The organism is Pseudomonas sp. RtIB026 (genome assembly GCF_016861355.2).
GTDB classification, from domain to species: Bacteria; Pseudomonadota; Gammaproteobacteria; order Pseudomonadales; family Pseudomonadaceae; genus Aquipseudomonas; species Aquipseudomonas peradeniyensis.
In genome coordinates, this window is record NZ_AP023348.2 from 1,718,482 (window position 1) to 1,739,289 (window position 20,808).

The 20,808-nt window shown below is 66.3% G+C and carries 7 protein-coding genes; 6 read left to right on the top strand and 1 reads right to left on the bottom strand.

Annotated features, from left to right (window positions below; all coding sequences use genetic code 11):
- Window position 1 precedes the first annotated feature (1 nt).
- From PRtIB026_RS07810 to cyoE, 3 genes are read left to right on the top strand one after another with little or no spacing between them, the layout of a single operon-like run.
- On the top strand, window positions 2–625 hold the full coding sequence (locus PRtIB026_RS07810; RefSeq protein ID WP_023629875.1) for a cytochrome o ubiquinol oxidase subunit III: 624 nt from the start codon (window positions 2–4) through the stop codon (window positions 623–625).
- The gene (gene cyoD, locus PRtIB026_RS07815; RefSeq protein WP_186713218.1) at window positions 625–957 is read left to right on the top strand and encodes a cytochrome o ubiquinol oxidase subunit IV; all 333 of its coding nucleotides are present in this window, start codon (window positions 625–627) and stop codon (window positions 955–957) included. The genes PRtIB026_RS07810 and cyoD overlap by 1 nt, the downstream gene beginning before the upstream one ends.
- A gap of 11 nt (window positions 958–968) precedes the next feature.
- Entirely contained in the window at window positions 969–1,856 is an 888-nt protein-coding gene (gene cyoE / locus PRtIB026_RS07820; protein ID WP_028689798.1) for a heme o synthase, read from the top strand.
- Window positions 1,857–1,930: 74 nt separating this feature from the next.
- On the opposite strand, the gene PRtIB026_RS07825 is transcribed toward cyoE, so the two are convergent.
- Complete coding sequence (locus PRtIB026_RS07825; protein WP_244670926.1) at window positions 1,931–2,776, bottom strand: RHS repeat-associated core domain-containing protein; 846 nt, start codon at window positions 2,774–2,776, stop codon at window positions 1,931–1,933.
- Window positions 2,777–3,145: 369 nt separating this feature from the next.
- On the opposite strand from PRtIB026_RS07825, the gene alaC reads away from it, so the two are divergent.
- The 3 genes from alaC to PRtIB026_RS07840 all read left to right on the top strand — a co-directional run bounded on the left by alaC (window position 3,146) and on the right by PRtIB026_RS07840 (window position 20,684).
- Window positions 3,146–4,354, top strand: coding sequence for an alanine transaminase (gene alaC, locus PRtIB026_RS07830; protein WP_203647943.1), 1,209 nt, complete (start codon window positions 3,146–3,148; stop codon window positions 4,352–4,354).
- Between the two features lie 283 nt (window positions 4,355–4,637).
- Window positions 4,638–5,021, top strand: a complete 384-nt coding sequence (locus tag PRtIB026_RS07835; RefSeq protein ID WP_050703800.1) for a YkgJ family cysteine cluster protein — start codon at window positions 4,638–4,640, stop codon at window positions 5,019–5,021.
- A 456-nt stretch (window positions 5,022–5,477) separates the two neighbouring features.
- On the top strand, window positions 5,478–20,684 hold the full coding sequence (locus PRtIB026_RS07840) for an autotransporter-associated beta strand repeat-containing protein (protein WP_203652704.1): 15,207 nt from the start codon (window positions 5,478–5,480) through the stop codon (window positions 20,682–20,684).
- Window positions 20,685–20,808 lie beyond the last annotated feature (124 nt).

Here is a 20,808-nt window from a genome sequence, read left to right on the forward strand (position 1 = left end):
AATGTCCAGTCAAGTAATCCACGGTGGCGCGCATGGTCATGACCATGCGCACGACGACCACCACCACGACTCGGGCCAGATGACCGTACTCGGTTTCTGGCTCTACCTGATGACCGACTGCATCCTGTTTGCGTCGCTCTTCGCCACCTACGCGGTGCTGTCCGGCGGTTTCGCCGGCGGCCCGTCGGGTCACGACATCTTCCAGCTCGACTTCGTGCTGGTTGAAACCGCGTTCCTGCTGCTGTCCTCGATCACCTTCGGCTTCGCCATGCTGAAGATGTTCGCCGGCAACAAGGCAGGCGTGCTGGGCTGGTTGGCCGTGACCTTCCTGTTCGGTGCCGGCTTCATCGCGATGGAAATCTATGAGTTCCATCACCTGATCGCCGAGGGCTACGGCCCGCAGCGCAGTGGCTTCCTGTCGGCGTTCTTCGCGCTGGTCGGTACCCACGGCCTGCACGTGACTGCCGGTCTGATCTGGATGGCAATCATGATGTACCAGATCAACAAGCACGGCATCACGCCGACCGCCAAGACCCGCATGAGCTGCCTGAGCCTGTTCTGGCACTTCCTGGACGTGGTCTGGATCTGCGTATTCACCGTCGTCTACCTGCTGGGGGTTCTGTAATGGCTAACGCACACGACACTCACCACGAAGGTAATCACGGCAGCGTGAAGTCGTACATGATCGGTTTCGTACTGTCGATCATCCTGACCGCGATCCCGTTCGGCCTGGTGATGTACCCGAGCCTGCCGAAGAACCTGACCGTCCTGATCGTGGTGGCCATGGCCGTCATCCAGGTGGTTGTGCACCTTGTGTACTTCCTGCACATGGACCGCTCGAAAGAGCAGCGTTCCAACGTGTCGACGTTCCTGTTCACCGTCCTGGTAATTGCACTGCTGGTCGGCCTGTCGCTGTGGATCATGTTCAGCATCCACTTCGAAATGTTGGCCAAGTGAGGTAAGACTGCATGTCCGTGAAGCACTTTATCCAAATCACCAAACCGGGGATCATTTTCGGTAACGTGCTTTCCGTGGCAGGCGGTTTCTTCCTTGCCGCTAAGGGGCATGTGGATTTCGCCCTGTTCCTGGCGGTGGTGATCGGTACTTCCCTGGTGGTCGCGTCTGGATGCGTGTTCAACAACTGCATCGACCGTGACATCGACCACAAGATGGAACGTACCAAGAACCGCGTCATGGTCCAGGGCGGCATGTCGCTGCCCCTGGCGCTGATCTACGCCACCCTGCTCGGGGTGGCGGGTTTCAGCCTGCTGTATGTGCAAGCCAACCCGCTGGCGGCGTTCTGCGCCCTGGTCGGTTTCGTTGTCTACGTCGGTTTCTACAGCCTGTGGCTGAAGCGCAAATCGGTGCACGGCACCTTGGTCGGCAGCCTGTCCGGTGCCATGCCTCCGGTGATCGGCTACTGCGCCGTGAGCAACAGCTTCGACCTGGCCGCGGTGACCCTGCTGGTGATGTTCAGCCTGTGGCAGATGCCGCACAGCTTCGCCATCGCCATCTTCCGCTTCAAGGACTACAGCGCCGCCAACATTCCGGTCCTGCCGGTGGCACGCGGTATCCTCGCGGCGAAGAAGCAGATCGTGCTGTACGTGCTGGCCTTCGTGCTCGCCACCCTGATGCTTACCCTCGGCGGTTATGCCGGCCTGGGTTATCTCGCCGTGGCGGCTGCCATGGGCCTGTACTGGCTGTACATGGCCTGGGGTGGCTACAAGGCCGAGGACGACAGCAAGTGGGCCCGCAAGGTGTTCGGCTTCTCCATCCTCACCGTCACTGCCCTGAGCGTGATGATGGGCGTGGACAGCCAGACTGCGGCCGATGTGCTGATGACCTACGCGCGCTGATACAGCAGCCTGTTACACGAAGACCCCGGCCATGTGCCGGGGTTTTTTGTGGCTGCTAATTGTGTTTGTATCAGTCAGGTAGAAAAAGGTTGCTGTACGATCTTTTGCCTAATCGCCTCGGCAGTGCCCGCTAAGTATCCGATGGTTCTATCATCTATCCCAGGGTACGCTTTTTGTAAGATAAGAGTTGGGTCGTGTGAAATTCCCAATGCCGTGATGTACCTGATTAGCGCATTCTTGACATCGGTTGAGGTTTTGGTTGTTGTGTTGTTGTTTACTAGGGTTCGCGCAAAATCTATTCTTTTGTTATCCTTTATATCTAGTTTGTTATTAATATCTGCCCAGCTGTCATTGGCGTTAAGAGTTTTATGCTGCATGGTTGGTGTAGCGCTTTCTTTCTGTTGAGATGTGGGGCCGAAGAGCTCTTGATTGTTTTCCGTTCTCGGAGCATTGGCGTTTGTAGGATCGTAGGTGGCTGGTGGCTGATCAGTCACCAATCCGGGGAGGGCGCGACGTTGTTGAGGGGACGCGATGCGATTATTTACATGGCCAGTCGGATCATGTCGGTTCACAGGATCCCCCGAGCAATACATGTAGGGATTGATACCACCCTGGAGGAAGGGACTTAGGTTGTCGGGTGAGTTGAAGCGCATGAGCAGTGTGTTGTACATGCGGTAACCATTGCCCAGCAAGTAACCGTCCAGGCAACGCTCTCTTAAATGACCGTTGAATCGCTGTTTTACTGAAGCTGATATATCCCTGCGCGTCATACCATAGGGTGAGTAGGTAATAGTGAGTTTGTCCTCCGGGCGTATCTCAACCACGCTACCACTGCGTTCAGTCGCCAGTAAATGGACAATGCTGGAGTGCGGGTTGCTGCTGAGGTGGCCCTGCTCAGCCTTCTTCTCATGCGTTCCCATTATGCATCCCATGGTCTGTCGGGTGAGGGTGCATCAAGCGTAGGCTGGCTGCTGGAACAGCGCAGCTGGCAAAAATGACAGGTCGGCGTCCGCAAGCTTTTATGCCTGTTTGTCCTGTGCCGGCCTCTTCGCGGGTAAACCCGCTCCCTCAGGGATCGCGCTAACCCTGTGGGAGCGGGTTTACCCGCGAAGAGGCCGGTCCTGAAAACATAAATCTTTGATTTTCAAAAAATACATCTGAAAATGTTAAACAAAACAGGAAATTATCCTTTACAGAAATATTGTTTCGGCACTATCTTCTGAATCAGGCCGCCGCAGCGGCCAACGTCGCTCGGACGGTTCCGGGCGCTTACGTCTGCAGAGGAACACATGGCCAACCCAGGTTCGCCGCGCCGCTTCGCGCGCATCGATCGTCTCCCCCCGTACGTCTTCAACATCACCGCCGAGCTCAAGATGGCCGCCCGCCGCCGTGGCGAGGACATCATCGACCTGAGCATGGGCAACCCCGATGGCGCCACCCCGCCGCATATCGTCGAGAAGCTGGTGCAGGTCGCCCAGCGCGAGGACACCCACGGCTATTCCACCTCCCGCGGCATCCCACGCCTGCGCCGGGCGATCTCCAACTGGTACAAGGATCGCTACGAGGTCGACATCGATCCGGAAAGCGAGGCCATCGTCACCATCGGTTCGAAGGAGGGTCTGGCGCACCTGATGCTGGCCACCCTCGACCAGGGAGACACGGTGCTGGTGCCCAACCCCAGCTACCCGATCCATATCTACGGTGCGGTGATCGCCGGTGCCCAGGTGCGCTCCGTGCCGCTGGTGCCAGGGGTGGACTTCTTCAACGAGCTGGAGCGGGCGATCCGCGAGTCGATCCCCAAGCCGAAGATGATGATCCTCGGCTTCCCGTCCAACCCCACCGCCCAGTGCGTCGAGCTGGACTTCTTCGAGCGCGTTGTGGCCCTGGCCAAGCAGTACGACGTGCTGGTGGTGCACGACCTGGCCTATGCCGACATCGTCTACGACGGCTGGAAGGCGCCGTCGATCATGCAGGTGCCGGGCGCCAAGGACATCGCGGTGGAGTTCTTCACCTTGTCCAAGAGCTACAACATGGCCGGCTGGCGGATCGGCTTCATGGTCGGTAACCCCGAGCTGGTCAGCGCCCTGGCGCGGATCAAGAGCTACCACGACTACGGCACCTTCACCCCGCTGCAGGTGGCCGCCATCGCTGCCCTGGAAGGCGACCAGCAGTGTGTGCGAGACATCGCCGAGCAATATCGCCAGCGCCGCAACCTGCTGGTCAAGGGCCTGCACGAGCTGGGCTGGATGGTCGAGAACCCCAAGGCCTCGATGTATGTCTGGGCCAAGATTCCCGAGGCCTATGCGCACCTGGGCTCGCTGGAGTTTGCCAAGAAGCTGCTGGCCGAGGCCAAGGTCTGCGTGTCGCCGGGGATCGGCTTCGGTGACTACGGCGACGATCATGTGCGCTTTGCCCTGATCGAGAACCAGGACCGGATTCGCCAGGCCATTCGCGGCATTCGCCAGATGTTCCGGGCCGATGGGCTGACCAGCAAGTAAGCCGCCAGGGCGCTATCGCGGGTGTAGGAGCGGCCTTGTGCCGCGAAAGGGCCGCGAAGCGGCCCCAGGATGTATGCAGCATTGCCAAGAACCCGGGGCTGCTTTGCAGCCCTTTCGCGGCACGAGGCCGCTCCTACACAGACCTGCGCATATCGCTTACCTCGGAACGCCGATCAGCGGCGATCTTTTTTTGCTTCCCCCTCTTCTCAGCCGTCCGCGCCTGGATTACAAATAGCGCCGCGGGCGCTCGCCCCGATAACAACAACCTCCTTCCCTGGCCATCATGTCCGATCAGAACCCTTGCCTGACCTGCGGCGCCTGCTGCGGCTACTTTCGTGTGTCTTTCTTCTGGGGTGAATGCCAGTCCGCCGGCGGCGTGGTGCCCGACGATCTGGTGGTGCAGATCAACCCGACCCGGGTCGCCATGATCGGCACCGACGCCAAGCCTTGCCGCTGCGTCAGCCTGGGTGGCGAGATCGGCACGCAAGTGGCGTGCTCCATCTACGAGAACCGCTCCAGCCCCTGCCGCGAGTTCGATGCCTCGTGGGAAAACGGCGTGCACAACCCCAGCTGTGACGACGCCCGGGCAGCCTATGGCTTGCCACCGCTGACACCACCGGGCGCCAATGAGCCGCATTGGCCGGATGAGGGGGCGGAGGTCGCCTGAAGGGATTACTTGGCCTTGCAGACTGCGAACTGCGTGGGAGCGGGCTTGTCCCGCGATTGCGATGCCGGCGTCATCTCGTGGCAAGCCCGCTCCCACAAACCGTTTCACATTCTGGCCATTCGCCATGACCGTTCGTCGGTTGGATCCAATGGCCGCAAGTCTGAAACCCGCGAAACACGTGCCGCCTAAACAAAGTATTAACACCATTTGACCGTCCCCTGCGCCGTACCGCCCGCGCCTGAGCGGCTACACATTCCCTCAAAGGAAATTCGTAGCCATAGATCAGGCGTTTCGGCCGTCGCGTGTTCCACTGCTCTTTCCTGCCCCGCTGTGCACGCATTCAAGGACTGAATCGCCTGATCCACGAAGGAGCTCTCCGTGGACAGACGTGCCGCCCCCCGTTCACCCGCCCGTTTCTCGCAACTGTCGCTGGCTGTCAGCCTGGCTGTAGGTGCGATGGCATTTGGTCTGTCCAGCGAACAGGCCCTGGCTGCCTGTAGCGCGGCCGGGGCCACGATCACCTGCAACGGCGCTGCCAACCCGCTGGCGCCGAGCTATACCAACGGCGGCAGCGGCCTCACCGTGAACGTCAACCCGGGCGCGACCCTGGGCACCTTGCTGGGCGTGGGCGGCACCTCGCTATCGCTGGCCGGCAACAACAACACCCTGAACAACTCCGGCACCATCGACCCGACGTTGCTCGGGCTGTTGAGCATCCAGTCCTCCGCCGTGCTGATCGGCAACACCGGCACCGGCAGCACCCTCACCATCAACAACAACGCCACGGGCGTGATCAAGGGCACCGGCGCCCTGCTCGGCGCCAACCTGCTGAACCTCACCGGCATGGCGCTGGACGCACGCAACGGCGCCGCCGGCACTACCACCATCAGCAACGCCGGCAGCATCGGCTCCTCGGCCTTGGCCAGCCTCACGCTGGTGAGCGAGGACACGCCGGTCATCGCCGTGACCGGCGGCAGTACGGTGAACTTCACCAACACCGGCACCATCCTCGGCCGCGCCGCGTTCGAGGCTTCTGCGGCGGGTAACACCTTCACCAACGCCGGGACCCTGACCGGCAGCCTGTCGATGGGCGCCAACAGCACCAACCGCTTCAACGCCATCACCGGCTCCAGCGTCGGGGCAGGGCTTGGGGTCGGCGTGGCGTTGCTGGTCACCAGCAACCCCAACCTCGCCTTTGCCGCAGCCGGGAAGATCGACGGCGGCGCCGGCGGCACCAACACCCTGGCGCTGCAGAACGCCATTGGCGGCGGCAGCGGCACCGCGGGCAGCGGTACGATCAACGCCACCAACTACATCAACTTCAGCCGCCTGATTGTCGACGCCGGCACCTGGAGCCTGATCGGCCAGGTGCTCAACGGCACCACCCAGACCACCCTCAACGGAGGCCAGCTCAACTTCGACAATTCCAGTGCCTTCGGCAGTGGCGCCATCACTGTCAACGGCGGCGGGCTGGCGGGCACCGTCGGCGGCCTGAGCCTGGCCAACAACTTCACCCTCAATGCCGGCCTGAGCGTCGGCGGCGCCACCGACATGGCTCTCAATGGCGTGATCTCGGGTGTCGGCGGCCTGACCAAGACCGGTACCGGGCTGCTCACCCTCGGCGCCACCAACACCTACAGCGGCGGCACCAACCTGGCCGCCGGCGGCCTCAACCTGGCCAGCGCCGCGGCACTGGGCAGCGGCGGCCTCACCGTCAGCGGCGCCAGCAGCCTGCAGGGCAGCGTGCCACTGGTGCTGAACAGCAACGTGGCGTTGAACGCGGCGCTGACCCTGCCCGGCAGCAATGCCCTGACCCTTGGCGGCGTGCTCAGCGGCTCCGGCTCGCTGGTCAAGAGCGGCAGCGGCACCGTGACGCTCAACGGCGTCAACACCTTCAGTGGCGGTACCACACTGGCCAGCGGCACGCTGACCATCGGTAACGACAGTGCCCTCGGTTCCGGCGCGCTGACCCTTACTGGCAACGGCACCCTGAACCACACCGCCGCGCTCACCCTGGGCAACGCCATCAACCTGGGCGGCAACACCCTCACGCTGCCGGGCAGCAATGCCGCCATCCTCAACGGCGTGATCAGCGGTACCGGCGGCCTGACCAAGACCGGCACTGCCGACCTCACCCTGAACGGCGTCAACACCTACAGCGGCACCACCACCCTGGGTGGTGGCAAGCTCACTGTCGGCAACAGCGCCGCGCTGGGCACCAGCGGCCTGACCCTGGGCGGCAATGCCAGCCTGGATGCCAGCAGCGCGGTCAGCCTGGGCAACGCGATCAACCTGGGGGCCAACACCCTCGACCTGCTGGGCACCAGCGCCACCACCCTGGGTGGTGTCATCAGCGGCACCGGCGCGCTGGTCAAGAATGGCGCCGGCGACCTGACCCTCAATGGCAACAACACCTTCAGCGGCGGCCTGACGCTCAACACCGGCAAGCTCACCGTCGGGCACAGCAATGCGCTGGGCAGCGGTGCGCTGACCCTGGGCGGCAACGTCAGCCTCGACGCCGGCACCGCGGTCAACCTGGGCAACGCGGTCAACCTCGGCGCCAACACCCTCAACCTGCTGGGCACCAGTGCCACCACCCTGGGCGGTGTCATCAGCGGCACCGGCGCGCTGGTCAAGAACGGCAGCGCCGGCCTGACCCTCAACGCCAGCAATACCTTCAGCGGCGGCACCACCCTCAATGGCGGCGTGCTGACCGTGGGCAACAACAATGCCCTGGGCACCGGCGCGCTGTCTCTGGGCGGCAATGCCAGCCTCGATGCGGGCGTGGCGGTCAACCTGGGCAACGCCATCAACCTGGCCGGTAACACCCTCACTCTGCCGGGCACCAGCGCCACCACACTGGGTGGCGTGATCAGCGGCACCGGGGCACTGGTCAAGAACGGCGGCAGCAACCTGACCCTGGGTGGCACCAACACGTTCAGTGGCGGGCTGACCCTCAATGCCGGCACCCTGACCCTGGCCAGCGCGGCGGCCCTGGGCACGGGCGGCCTGACTGTTGGCGGGGCCTCGACCCTGGCCAACGCCGTGGCGATGACCCTGAACAATGGCGTCAACCTCGGCGCCAACCTGACCCTGGCCGGCGCCAACAATCTCAATCTGGCCGGCAACCTCAGCGGCACCGGCGGGCTGATCAAGAACGGCAGCGCCAGCCTGACCCTGGGCGGCAACAACACCCAGAACGGCGCCACGGCGCTGAACGCCGGCACCCTGGTGCTGGGCAGCAACACCGCGCTGGGCACCGGCGCGCTCAATGCCGCCGCCAACACCACCCTCGACACCAGTGTCGCCGGGCTGAACATCGGTAACGCCCTTAACCTGGCCGGCAACCTGAATCTGCCCGGCAGCAATGACCTGACCCTGAGCGGCGTCATCGCCGGCGCCGGCGGCATCACCAAGGGCGGCAACACCACCTTGACCCTGACCGGTGCCAACACCAACAGCGGTTCCACCTTTGTCAACGCCGGTACCCTGGTGGTCGGCAGCAACACCGCGCTGGGCACCGGCACCCTCAACACCGCCGCCGGCACCCACCTGGACGCCAGCACGGCCGTGAGCCTGGCCAACGACGCCATCATCGCCGGCCCCCTGACCATCGACGGCACTGCCAACCTGGGCCTGAGCGGCGTGCTCAGCGGCATCGGCTCGCTGGTCAAGAACGGCAACGCCAGCCTGACCCTGAGCGGCAACAACGTCTTCACCAACGGCACCCAGCTCAACGCCGGCACGCTGATCCTGGGCAGCAACACCGCACTGGGCATCGGCGGCCTGGCCCTGGGTGGCAACGCCAACCTCGACACCAGCACCGCGGTAGCCGTCACCAACACCATCAGCCTCGGCGCCAACACCCTGACCGTGCTGGGCAGCAACGCCACCACCCTGACCGGACAGATCAGCGGCACCGGCGCGCTGGTCAAGAACGGCAGCGCCGGCCTGACCCTCAACGGCAACAACACCTACAGCGGCGGTACCACCCTCAACGGCGGGTTGCTGACCCTGGGCAACAACAATGCCCTGGGCAGCGGCGCCTTGACCCTGGGTGGCAACGCCAGCCTCGACGGCAGCGGCACCCTCAACCTGGGCAATGCCATCAACCTCGCCGGCAATACCCTGACCCTGGCGGGCAGCAATGCAACCACCCTCGGCGGCGTGATCAGCGGCACTGGCGCGCTGACCAAGAACGGCAGCACCAACCTGACCTTGTCAGGTGCCAACACCTTCAGCGGTGGTCTCAACCTCAATGCCGGCACCTTGACCCTGGCCAGCGCCGCGGCGCTGGGGACCGGAGCTTTGAACGTCGGCGGTGCTGCCACCTTGGCCAACTCCACGGCCATGACCCTGAACAACGCCATCAACCTCGCCGCCGATCTGTCGCTGCCCACCACCAGCAATCTCACCCTGGCCGGCAACCTCAGTGGCACCGGCGGCCTGGTCAAGAGCGGCAGCGCCACCCTGACCCTGAGCGGCAACAATACCCACAGCGGCGCCACCGCGCTCAACGCCGGCACCCTGGTACTGGGCAGCAACACCGCCCTGGGCACTGGCGCGCTGAATGCCGCCAACAACACCACCCTGGACACCAGCGTCGCCGGGCTGAACATCGGCAACGCGCTGAACCTGGCCGGCAACTTCATCCTGCCCGGCAGCAACGACCTGACCCTGAGCGGCACCATCGCCGGCGCCGGCGGCATCACCAAGAACGGCGCCACCAGCCTGACCCTGAGCGGCAACAACAGCAACAGCGGCATCACCCGTCTGAACGCCGGTACCCTGGTGCTCGGCAGCAACACCGCGCTGGGCACCGGTACCCTCAACACCTTGGCCGGCACCCACCTGGATGCCAGCACGGCAGTCAGCCTGGCCAACGACGTTACCATCGCCGGCCCCCTGACCATCGACGGCAGCGCCGACCTGGGCCTGAGCGGCGTGGTCAGCGGCATCGGCTCGCTGGTCAAGAACGGCAACGCCAACCTGACCCTGAGCGGCAACAACCTCTACACCAACGGCACCCAGCTCAATGCCGGCACGCTCACCCTCGGCAGCAACACCGCGCTGGGCATCGGTGCCCTGACCCTGGGCGGCAACGCCAATCTCGACGCCAGCACCGCGGTGGCGGTGACCAACGGCATCAGCCTGGGCGGCAACACCCTGACCGTGCTGGGCAGCAACGCCACCACCCTCGGCGGCCTGATCAGCGGCAGCGGTGCGCTGGTCAAGAACGGGAGCGCCGGACTGACCCTCAACGGCAACAACACCTACAGCGGCGGCACCACCCTCAATGCCGGGCTGCTGACCCTGGGCAACAACAACGCCATCGGCAGTGGCGCGCTGAGCGTGGGCGGCAATGCCAGCCTCGACGGCAGCGCCGCGCTCAACCTGGGCAACGCCATCAACCTGGGGGCTGGCGCCACCCTGACCCTGCCGGGCAGCAACGCCACCACCCTTGGCGGCGTGATCAGCGGCACTGGCGCGCTGACCAAGAACGGCAGCACCAACCTGACCCTGTCGGGCGCCAACACCTTCAGCGGCGGCCTCAACCTCAATGCCGGCACCCTGACCCTGGCCAATGCCGCGGCGCTGGGAACCGGCGCGCTGAACGTCGGGGGCGCCGCGACCCTGGCCAACAGCGTGGCGATGACCCTGGGCAACGACGTCAACCTCGGCGCCAACCTGACTCTTGGCGGCAGCAACAACCTGACCCTGGGCGGCGTGCTCGCCGGTACCGGCGGGTTGATCAAGAACGGCGTGTCCGACCTGACGTTGACGGGCAACAACACCTTCAGCGGTGCCATCGACCTGCTCGGCGGCAGCATCACCACCGTCGGTACCACCGCTCTGGGCAATACCTCGGCGGTCAGCGTCGGCGCCGGCACCAGCCTCAACCTCGGCGCCAGCGCCACCATCGGTGGCCTGAGCGGCGCCGGTACGGTGAATATCGCGGGCGGTGGTGCCCTGACCCTGGGCGGCAACAACCTCAACAGCGTGTTCAGCGGGGTCTTGGCCGGCAGCGGCGGGCTGATCAAGAACGGCAGTGGCAGCTTCGAGCTGTCCGGGGTCAACGTGCTCGCTGGCAATACCACGGTCAATGCCGGCTTGCTCAATGTCACCGGCTCGCTGGCCAGCGCCAGCGTGCAGGTCAACAGCGGCGCCAGTCTCGGCGGCACCGGCAGCTTGCTGGGGGCGGTCGACATCGCCAACGGCGCGCACCTGCTGGCCAACAGCGGTGCGACCCTCGGCACCGGCGCATTGACCCTGCACAGTGGCTCGGTCCTCGACTTCGGCCTGGGCTCGCCCGCTACTGGCGGCACCGCGCTGGTCAACGTCAACGGCAACCTGACCCTGGACGGCACCCTCAACGTCACCGACGTCGGCGGCTTCGGCACCGGTATCTACCGGCTGTTCGACTACACCGGCGCGCTGGTCGACAACGGCCTGCTGGTCGGCAACGTGCCGGGTGCCATGTTGCCCGGCGACCTGCAGGTGCAGACCTCCATCGGCAGCCAGGTCAACCTGCTGGTCGGCGGCGCCACCGGCACCGTGCAGTTCTGGGACGGCGCCCAGAGCGTGCCCAATGGCGTGATCGACGGCGGCACCGGCACCTGGAATGGCAGCAACACCAACTGGACCGATGTCAACGGCGTGCTCAACGGCAGCTGGGCCAGTGACTTCGCGGTGTTCCAGGGCACTGCGGGGGATGTCACCGTGGTCGGCACCCAGGCCGCCACCGGGCTGCAGTTCGTCACCAACGGCTATCGCCTGATCGGCGCCGGTGGGCTGGACCTGGTCAACGGCAGCAACGGCGCCTTCGCCGTGCGAGTCGACCCCGGCGTCACCGCGACCCTCAACGTCGGCCTCTCGGGCAGCGGCCAGTTGGCCAAGCTCGACAGCGGCACCCTGGTGCTCAATGGTGCCAACAGCTACACCGGCGGCACCCTGTTCAACGGCGGCACGGTCGTGGTCGGTAACAACACCGCTTTTGGCAGCGGCGCTGTCAGCACCGCCAACGGCACCACCCTGGACAGCAACACCGCCGTGACCCTTGGCAACGCCTTCAATCTAAGCGGTGCCCTGACCGTCGCCGGTTCCGCCGACCTGGGGCTGTCCAACGTGGTCTCCGGCCTTGGCAGCCTGGTCAAGGCTGGCGGCGCCAACCTGACCCTGGGCAGCGCCAACACCTACAGCGGCGGCACCAGCCTGGGTGCCGGCACCCTGACCCTCGGCAACGCCCAGGCGCTGGGCACGGGCGGCCTGAGCGTCACCGGTGCCGCCAGCCTGGACACCACCAGCAACCTGGCACTGGGCAATACCGTCGCCCTGAACGCCAACCTCACCCTACCGGGAACAAACGACCTCACCCTCAACGGAGCGCTCAGTGGCACCGGGGGCCTGGTCAAGACAGGTTCCGGCACGCTCACCCTCAACGGCAGCAACAGCCAGCAGGGCAGCACCAGCCTGAACGGCGGCACCCTCGTGGTAGGCAGCAACACCGCGCTGGGCACCGGCGCCCTGAACGCAGTCGGCGGCACCACCCTGAGCAGCAATGCCAACGTCACCCTGGCCAACCAGCTCAACCTGGCCGGCAACCTGACGATCGCCGGGGCGCAGAACCTGACCCTGGGCGGCAACGTCAACGGCGTCGGCGGCCTGACCAAGACCGGCAGCGGCACCCTGACCCTGAACGGCACCAATGGCAACCTGGGCAACACCAACCTCAATGCCGGCACCCTGGTGCTCGGCAGCGCCAGCGCCCTTGGCCTCGGTCAGCTCAACGCGGCGGCCGGCACCACGCTGGACAGCTCCGCGGCGATCAACATCGGCAACACGGTCAACCTGGGAGGCAACCTCACCATCACCGGCAGCAACGACCTGGGCCTGGGCGGCCTGGTCACGGGGGCCGGCAGCCTGACCAAGAACGGTGCCAGCAACCTCACCCTCAGTGGCGCCAACACCCTGACCGGAGGCGTGACCCTCAATGCCGGCACGCTGACCCTGGGCAACAACCAGGCACTGGGCACCGGCACCCTGACCGTCGGCGGCGCCAGCAACCTGGCCACCACCGGTGCCCTGACCCTGGCCAACCAGGTGACACTCAACAACACCCTGAGCCTGACCGGCAACAACAACCTGGCCCTCAATGGTGTGATCAGCGGTACCGGCGGCCTGACCAAGACCGGCAGCGGCAACCTGAGCCTCGGCGCCGCCAACACCTACCAGGGCACCACCACCCTGGGTGGCGGCACCCTGACCCTGGGCAACAACACCGCCCTGGGCACGGGCAACCTGGCGGTGATCGGCAGCAGCACCCTGGCCACCACCGGCGTGCTGCAGGTGGCCAATGCCATCGGCCTTGGTGCCGGTACCAGCCTCGGCGTCAACAATACCCAGGCCCTGACCCTCGATGGTGTCATCAGCGGTGCCGGGGCGCTGAACAAACTGGGTGCCGGGCAACTGGTGCTCAATGGCAGCAACACCTACGCCGGCGGCACTTCGCTGCAGGCCGGCAGCCTGCTGCTGGGCAACGCCGGCGCCCTGGGCAGCGGTGCGCTGACCGTCAACGGCGCCGCCAGCCTCGATGCCAGCCAGGCGCTGGCGCTGGTGAACGCCGTCAACCTCGCCGGTGGCAACCTGACCCTTGGCGGCAGCCAGGCGCTGACCCTCAACGGCGTGGTCTCCGGCAGCAACGGCCTGGTCAAGAACGGCGCCGCCACCCTGACCCTCAATGGCAACAACACCTACAGCGGCGGCACCACCCTCAACGCCGGCACCCTGGTGGTTGGCAGCAACACCGCGCTGGGCAGCGGCGCGTTGAGCACCGGTGCCAACACCAGCCTCGATGCCGGTGGCGCAGGCGCCACCCTGGCCAACAATGTACACCTGGGCGGTACCCTCAACCTGCCGGGTAGCGCCGACCTTACCCTCAACGGCGTGGTGGATGGCATCGGCGGCCTGAACAAGTCCGGCGCCAGCACCCTGACCCTCAACGGCGCCAACAACTACCTGGGCGGCACCACCCTGAATGCCGGCCGGCTGGTGGTCGGCAACGACAACGCGCTGGGGCAGGGCGCCCTGACCGTCGCTGGGGCCTCGACCCTGAGCAGCGGCGCCAGCACCACCCTGGCCAACAACGTCACCCTCAACGCCGGCCTGACCGTCGATGGCGGCAACGACCTGACCCTCAATGGCGTGATCAACGGCACCGCCGGCCTGACCAAGAACGGCAGCGGCAACCTGACCCTCAATGGCAACAACGGCTTCCAGGGCGGCACTCAGCTCAACGCCGGGCGCCTGACCCTGGGCAGCAGCGGTGCGCTGGGCACCGGTACCCTTTCGGTCACCGCCGACGCCACCCTGGCCAACAGCGCGCCCATGGCCCTGGGCAACACCATTGCCCTGAGCAATGGTGCCAACCTGACCGTTGAAGCCGCCAACGCGCTGATCCTGAGCGGCGACCTCGGCGGCAGCGGCAACCTGGTCAAGACCGGCGTCGACGACCTGACCCTGGTCGGCGTCAAGACCTTCACCGGCAACGTCGACATCCAGGCCGGGTCCCTGACCACCCTCGGCGGCGGTGTGCTGGCCAACGTCGACACCCTCAACGTCGGTGCCAGCGGCCAGCTCAACCTCAACGGCAACGCCAGCCTCGGCAGCCTGACCGGCAGCGGCCAGGTCGATGTCGGCATCGGCAGTGTCCTGAGCCTGGGCGGCAACAACCTCAGCAGCACCTTCGCCGGTGGTCTCAACGGCCTGGGCGGCCTGACCAAGATCGGCAGCGGCACCCTGACCCTGACCGGCACCAGCAACCTGGCCGACAACACCCAGGTCAACGCCGGCACCTTGAAAGTCGACGGTACCCTGGGCAGCAACCTGCTGACCGTGGCCAGTGGCGCCACCCTGGCGGGTAGCGGCACCGCCAACGCCACGGTGGTGATCAGCAACGGCGGCCACCTGGCCGGGCAGAGCGGCGCCACCCTGGGCCTCGGCAGCCTGGTGCTCAACAGCGGCTCGATCGTCGATGTCGGCCTGGGCGCCCCGTCCACCGGCGGCACCGCGCTGTTCAACGTCGGCGGCAACCTGACCCTCGACGGCACGCTCAATGTCGGCAGCATCGGCGGCTTCGGCAACGGTGTGTACCGCATCTTCGACTACACCGGCGCGCTCACCGACAACGGCCTGGACTTCGGCAGCCTGCCAGTGGGCGTAGGCCTGGGTGACGTGACCCTGCAGACCGCCCTGGCCAACCAGGTCAACCTGCTGGTAAGCGCCGCCGGCCTGAACATCCAGTTCTGGGACGGCAGCCAGAGCGTGCCTAACGGTCAGGTCGATGGCGGCACCGGCGTGTGGAACGCCGGCAACACCAACTGGACCGACCTCAACGGCGTGCTCAATACCACCTGGGGCAGCACCTTCGCGGTGTTCCAGGGTACAGCGGGCGACGTCACCGTTGACGGCAGCCAGACCGTCAACGGCCTGCAGTTCGTCACCGATGGCTATCGCCTGCTGGCGGGCACCGGCGGCGCGCTCGACCTGATCAACGGCAGCGGTGGCGACACCAGCGTGCGGGTCGATCCGGGTGCCACGGCCACCCTCGATGTCGGCCTGACCGGCGTCGGCAAGCTCAACAAGCTCGACAGCGGCACCCTGGTGCTCAACGGCAGCAACAGCTACAGCGGTGGCACCCTGCTCAGCGGCGGTACCTTGATTGTCGGCAACAACGCGGCCCTGGGCAGCGGCGCGCTCGACACCGCGGCGGGCACCACCCTCGACAGCAACGCCTCGGTCGTCCTGGGCAATGCCGTCACCCTGGCGGGCCCATTGAACATTGCCGGTAGCAATGACCTGGCCCTCAACGGCAACATCGGCGGCGCCGGTGGCCTGGTCAAGGCCGGCAGCGCGCGGCTGGCGCTGGCCGGCAACAACACCTATGCCGGTAATACCGCGCTCAATGGCGGCACCCTGGTGCTGGGCTCCAATACCGCGCTCGGCACCGGCAGCCTGACCACGGCGCCCGGCACCAGCCTGGACAGCAGCCAGGCGGTCACCCTCGCCAACAACGTCACCACCACGGGCGATCTCACCGTGCTGGGCAGCAACGACCTGACCCTGGGCGGCACCGTCGGCGGCACCGGCCGCCTGCTCAAGGCTGGCCTCGCGCGCTTCGCGCTGATGGGCGCCAACACCTACAGCGGCGGCACCGACCTGCAGGCCGGTACACTGGTGGTCGGCAACAACGCGGCGCTGGGCAGCGGCGGCCTGGAGGTCAGCGGCAACGCCAACCTCGACAGCGCCAGTGCCGTCACCCTGGCCAACCCGGTCAATGTCAGTGGCGTGCTCAACGTGCTGGGAAGCAACGACCTGCAACTGGCTGGCGTGCTCAGCGGCGGGGGCGAGCTGAACAAGAGCGGCCTGGCCGACCTGACCCTGTCGGGCAACAACACCTTCAGCGGCATCCTCAACATCCTCTCCGGCAGCCTGAGCACCATCGGCACCACTGCCCTCGGTACCCAGAGCCAGCTGAATGTCAGCAGCGGCGCCAGCCTCAACCTTGACGGCAACACCAGCCTCGGCGACATCGGCGGCACCGGCGCGATCCAGATCGCCGCCGGCAACAGCCTGGCAGTGGAGGGTGGGGTGTTCGACGGTAATATCAGCGGCACCGGCACCCTGAACAAACTCGGCAACGGCACCCTGGCGTTGAGCAGCACCAACAGCCACACCGGCACCACCAACGTCCAGGCCGGGGGGCTGCAGGTGAATGGCTCCCTGGCCAGTGGCGCGGTCAACGTCGCCAGCGGCGCCAGCCTCAGCGGCGCCGGCAGCCTCGGCGGCGCGGTGACGGTGGCCAACGGCGGCAACCTCGCGGCCACCAGCGGCAGCACGTTGAACGCCGGCAACCTGGTGCTCGACAGCGGCGCCAATTTCAACGCCTCGCTGGGCACGCCGTCGTCTGGTGGTACGCCGCTGGTCAACGTGGCCAACAACCTGACCCTGGGCGGTACCCTCAACGTCACCGATATCGGCGGCTTTGGCGCTGGCGTGTACCGGTTGTTCGCCTACGGTGGCAGCCTCACCAACAACGGCATGAGCTTCGGCACCACGCCGGTGCCGATCACCGACCTGACCGTGCAGACTGCCGTGGCCAACCAGGTCAACCTGGTGGTCGGCGGTGCCAGCAACGTACTGTTCTGGGATGGCAGCCAGAGCGTCGCCAACGGCCAGATCGACGGCGGCAGCGGCACCTGGGACGCCACCAACACCAACTGGACCGACGTCAACGGTGTGTTGAACAGCACCTGGAACGACACCTTCGCGGTGTTCCAGGGCGCCCCCGGCACTGTCACCGTCAACGGCAGCCACAGCATCACCGGCCTGCAGTTCGTCACCGATGGCTATGTGCTCAACGCCGGTACCGCCGGTGAACTGCTGGGCAACGGCACCACCAACCTGCGGGTCGACAACGGTGTCACCGCCACCCTCAACGTTGCCCTCAACGGTACCGGCAGCGTCGCCAAGCAGGACGGCGGCACCCTGGTGCTCAATGCCGCCAACGGCTACAGCGGCGGCACCGCACTCAACGGCGGTACCCTGGTGCTCGGCAACGACAGCGCGCTGGGCAGTGGCACCCTGACGGCCGCAGGCGGCACCACGCTGGACAGCAACACCGCCGTCACCCTGGCCAACACCACCGTGCTCAACGGCGCCCTGGCCATTGCCGGCAGTAACGCCCTGACTCTCAATGGCGTAGTCAGCGGCACGGGTGGGTTGATCAAGAACGGCGCCGGCCTGCTGACCCTGAACGGGGCCAACACCTACAGCGGCGGCACCCAGATCAACGCCGGCGGCGTGGTGGGCAACAGCACCAGCCTGCAGGGCGCGATCCTCAACAACGGCGCCCTGACCTTCGAGCAGAACGCCAACGGCAGCTACACCGGCAACCTCAGCGGCAACGGCACCCTGGCCAAGAACGGTACCGGTGAGCTGCTGCTGACCGGCGTCAATACCTTCACCGGCGCCACCAGCGTCAATGCCGGTACCCTGCTGGTCAACGGTCGCCTCGACAGCACCAGCGTGCAGGTCGCCACCGGCGCCCGCCTGGGCGGTAGCGGCACCTACGGCGGTGCCGTGCAAATCGCCAATGGCGCAACCTTGGCCGCCGGCCAAAGCGCCACGCCGCTCACCGTCGGCAGCCTCGACCTGGCGTCGGGCAGCGCCCTGGACTTCAGCCTTGGCGCTCCGGCTGCCTCCACCACCGTGGTCAGGGTCAACGGCAACCTGGTGCTTGACGGCACGCTGAACATCACCGATGCCGGCGGCTTCGGCACCGGTGTCTACCAACTGTTCAGCTACGGCGGCACGCTCACCGACAATGGCCTGGTGTTCGGCGCCATCCCCGGCAGCGTGGTCCTGGGCGACCTCAGCCTGCAGACCGCCATCGCCAACCAGATCAACCTGGTAGTGCAGAACTACGGCGAGGAGCTGCAGTTCTGGAACGGCGGCAAGACCAACCCCGACGGCAGCGTCGGCGGCGGCAGTGGCACCTGGGGCTCGAACACTGGCTGGACCAATGCCGGCGGTACCAGCAGCGAAGGCTGGAGTGGCGGCTACGCGGTCTTTGGCGGCACGTCGGGCACCGTTACCGTGGTTGGCAACCAGTCGTTCGAGGGCCTGCAGTTCCTCAGTGATGGCTACCAGGTCGTCCCGGGCTCTGGCGGCAGCCTGACCCCGGTCAACGATGCCGACGGCAGCCTGGCGGCAGTGCGTGTCAACGCCGGCGCGACGGCCACCGTCAGCGCACCGCTGGTCGGCACTGGCGGTATCGAGAAACTCGATGCCGGCACCCTGATCCTCGCGGGCGCCAACACCTACAGCGGCGGCACCACCGTCAGCGGCGGTACCCTGGTCGGCAACACCACCAGCCTGCAGGGCAACATCCTCAACAACGCCAACCTGGTGTTCGCCCAGGGCAGCAACGGCACCTTCAACGGCACCCTCAGCGGTACCGGCACCACCACCAAGCAGGGTGGCGGTACCTTGCTGCTGACCGGCAACCAGCCGTTCAGCGGCGCCTTCAATGTCAACCAGGGCGTGCTCCAGGTGGGCGACGCGGCCAACCCGGGCAGCAACCTCGGCGCCCAGGTCACGGTGGCCAACGGCGCCGCCCTGACCGGCAACGGCACCGTCGCCGGGCTGATCAACAACGGCACCGTGCTGCCGGGGCCGGCCGGCAACCTGAACGTGTCGGGCAACTTCACCAATGGCGCCACCGGCACCCTGGTGATCGACCTCGCCAGTTCACCGGTGAACTACCTGAACGTGGGCGGCACCGCGAACCTCGGCGGCAGCCTGATGGTGGCCAACCTTGCCAGCGGCAATGGCCAGTACACCGTGGTCAGCGCCGCGGGTGGCGTCACCGGTACTTTCGCCACCACCAACCTGGCCAACTCGGCGTTCCTCAACAGCTCGCTGGACTATGGCGCCAACCAGGTGACCCTGTCGGTCAGCCGCAACGGCAACTCCTTCGCCGATGTCGCCGCCACCGGCAACCAGCGTGGCGTGGCCACGGCCCTGGGCAGCGCCGGGGCACCGGCCGAGCTGGTCAACAACCTGCTGCCGCTGGACCGCCAGGGCGCCCAGGCGGCGTTCGACAGCCTGTCCGGCGAGATCCACGCCAGCACCGCGACCGTGCTGATCGAGGACTCGCGCTACGTCCGCGAAGCGGTCAACGACCGTCTGCGCCAGGCCGACTGCAGCAACCAGGACGATCCGCGTCGCACCCTGGCGCCGACCGCCAACCAGCAGCTGACCAGCGAAGGCTGCCAGGGCCAGGCTGTGGGCTGGATCCGCGCCATCGGCGGCTGGGGTACCTACGACGGCAGCAGCAGCCATGCCAGCGTCGACCGCGACCTGTCGGGCTTCATGCTCGGCGTCGACCGTGCCCTGGATGACCAGTGGAAAGTCGGCGCCGCCGCCGGCTACACCCGCTCGAGCATCGATGCGCACCGCCGTCGCTCCGACGCCACGGTAGACAGCTACCACCTGACCACCTACCTCGGCTACCAGCTGGACGCCTTCGCCGCCCGTATGGGCGTGGCCTACAGCTGGCACGACATCGACACCAAGCGCGATGTCACCGTCGGCAGCTACGACGACCGGCTCAAGGCCAAGTACAAGGCGCGCAGCGCCCAGGTGTTCGGCGAGGTGGGCTACGCCATCGATGCCGGCGGCATCGCCCTGGAGCCGTTCGCCGGGCTGGCCTACGTCAACTACGACAGCGACACCGCCCACGAGAAGGGCGGGGCAGGGCGGCTGGAAGGCAAGGTCGACCAGGACGTGACCTTCTCCACCCTGGGCGTGCGGGCCGGCAAGCGCATCCTGCTCGACAATGGCAGCAGCGTCACGCCGCGGCTGTCGGTGGGTTGGCGCCATGCGTTCGGTGACGACAAGCCCGATGCGGATCTGCGCTTTATCGACGGTGGCGCCGGGTTCAGCACCGAGGGCGTGCCGATCGCCAAGGACGCGGCAGTGGTCGAGGCAGGGGTGGACCTGTCGGTGGGCGCGAGCGGCAAGCTGGGGGTCGGGTATTCCGGGCAGCTGTCGAGCGAGAACCGTGACCATGGTGTGGTGGTGAGCTTCAGCATGGGGTTCTGAGGTAGATCGCCGGGGCTGCGTTGCAGCCCTTTCGCGGCACGAGGCCGCTCCTACAGGAGGAGACCATGTTCCTCTCTGTAGGAGCGGCCTTGTGCCGCGAAAGGGGCGCAAAGCGCCCCCGGCC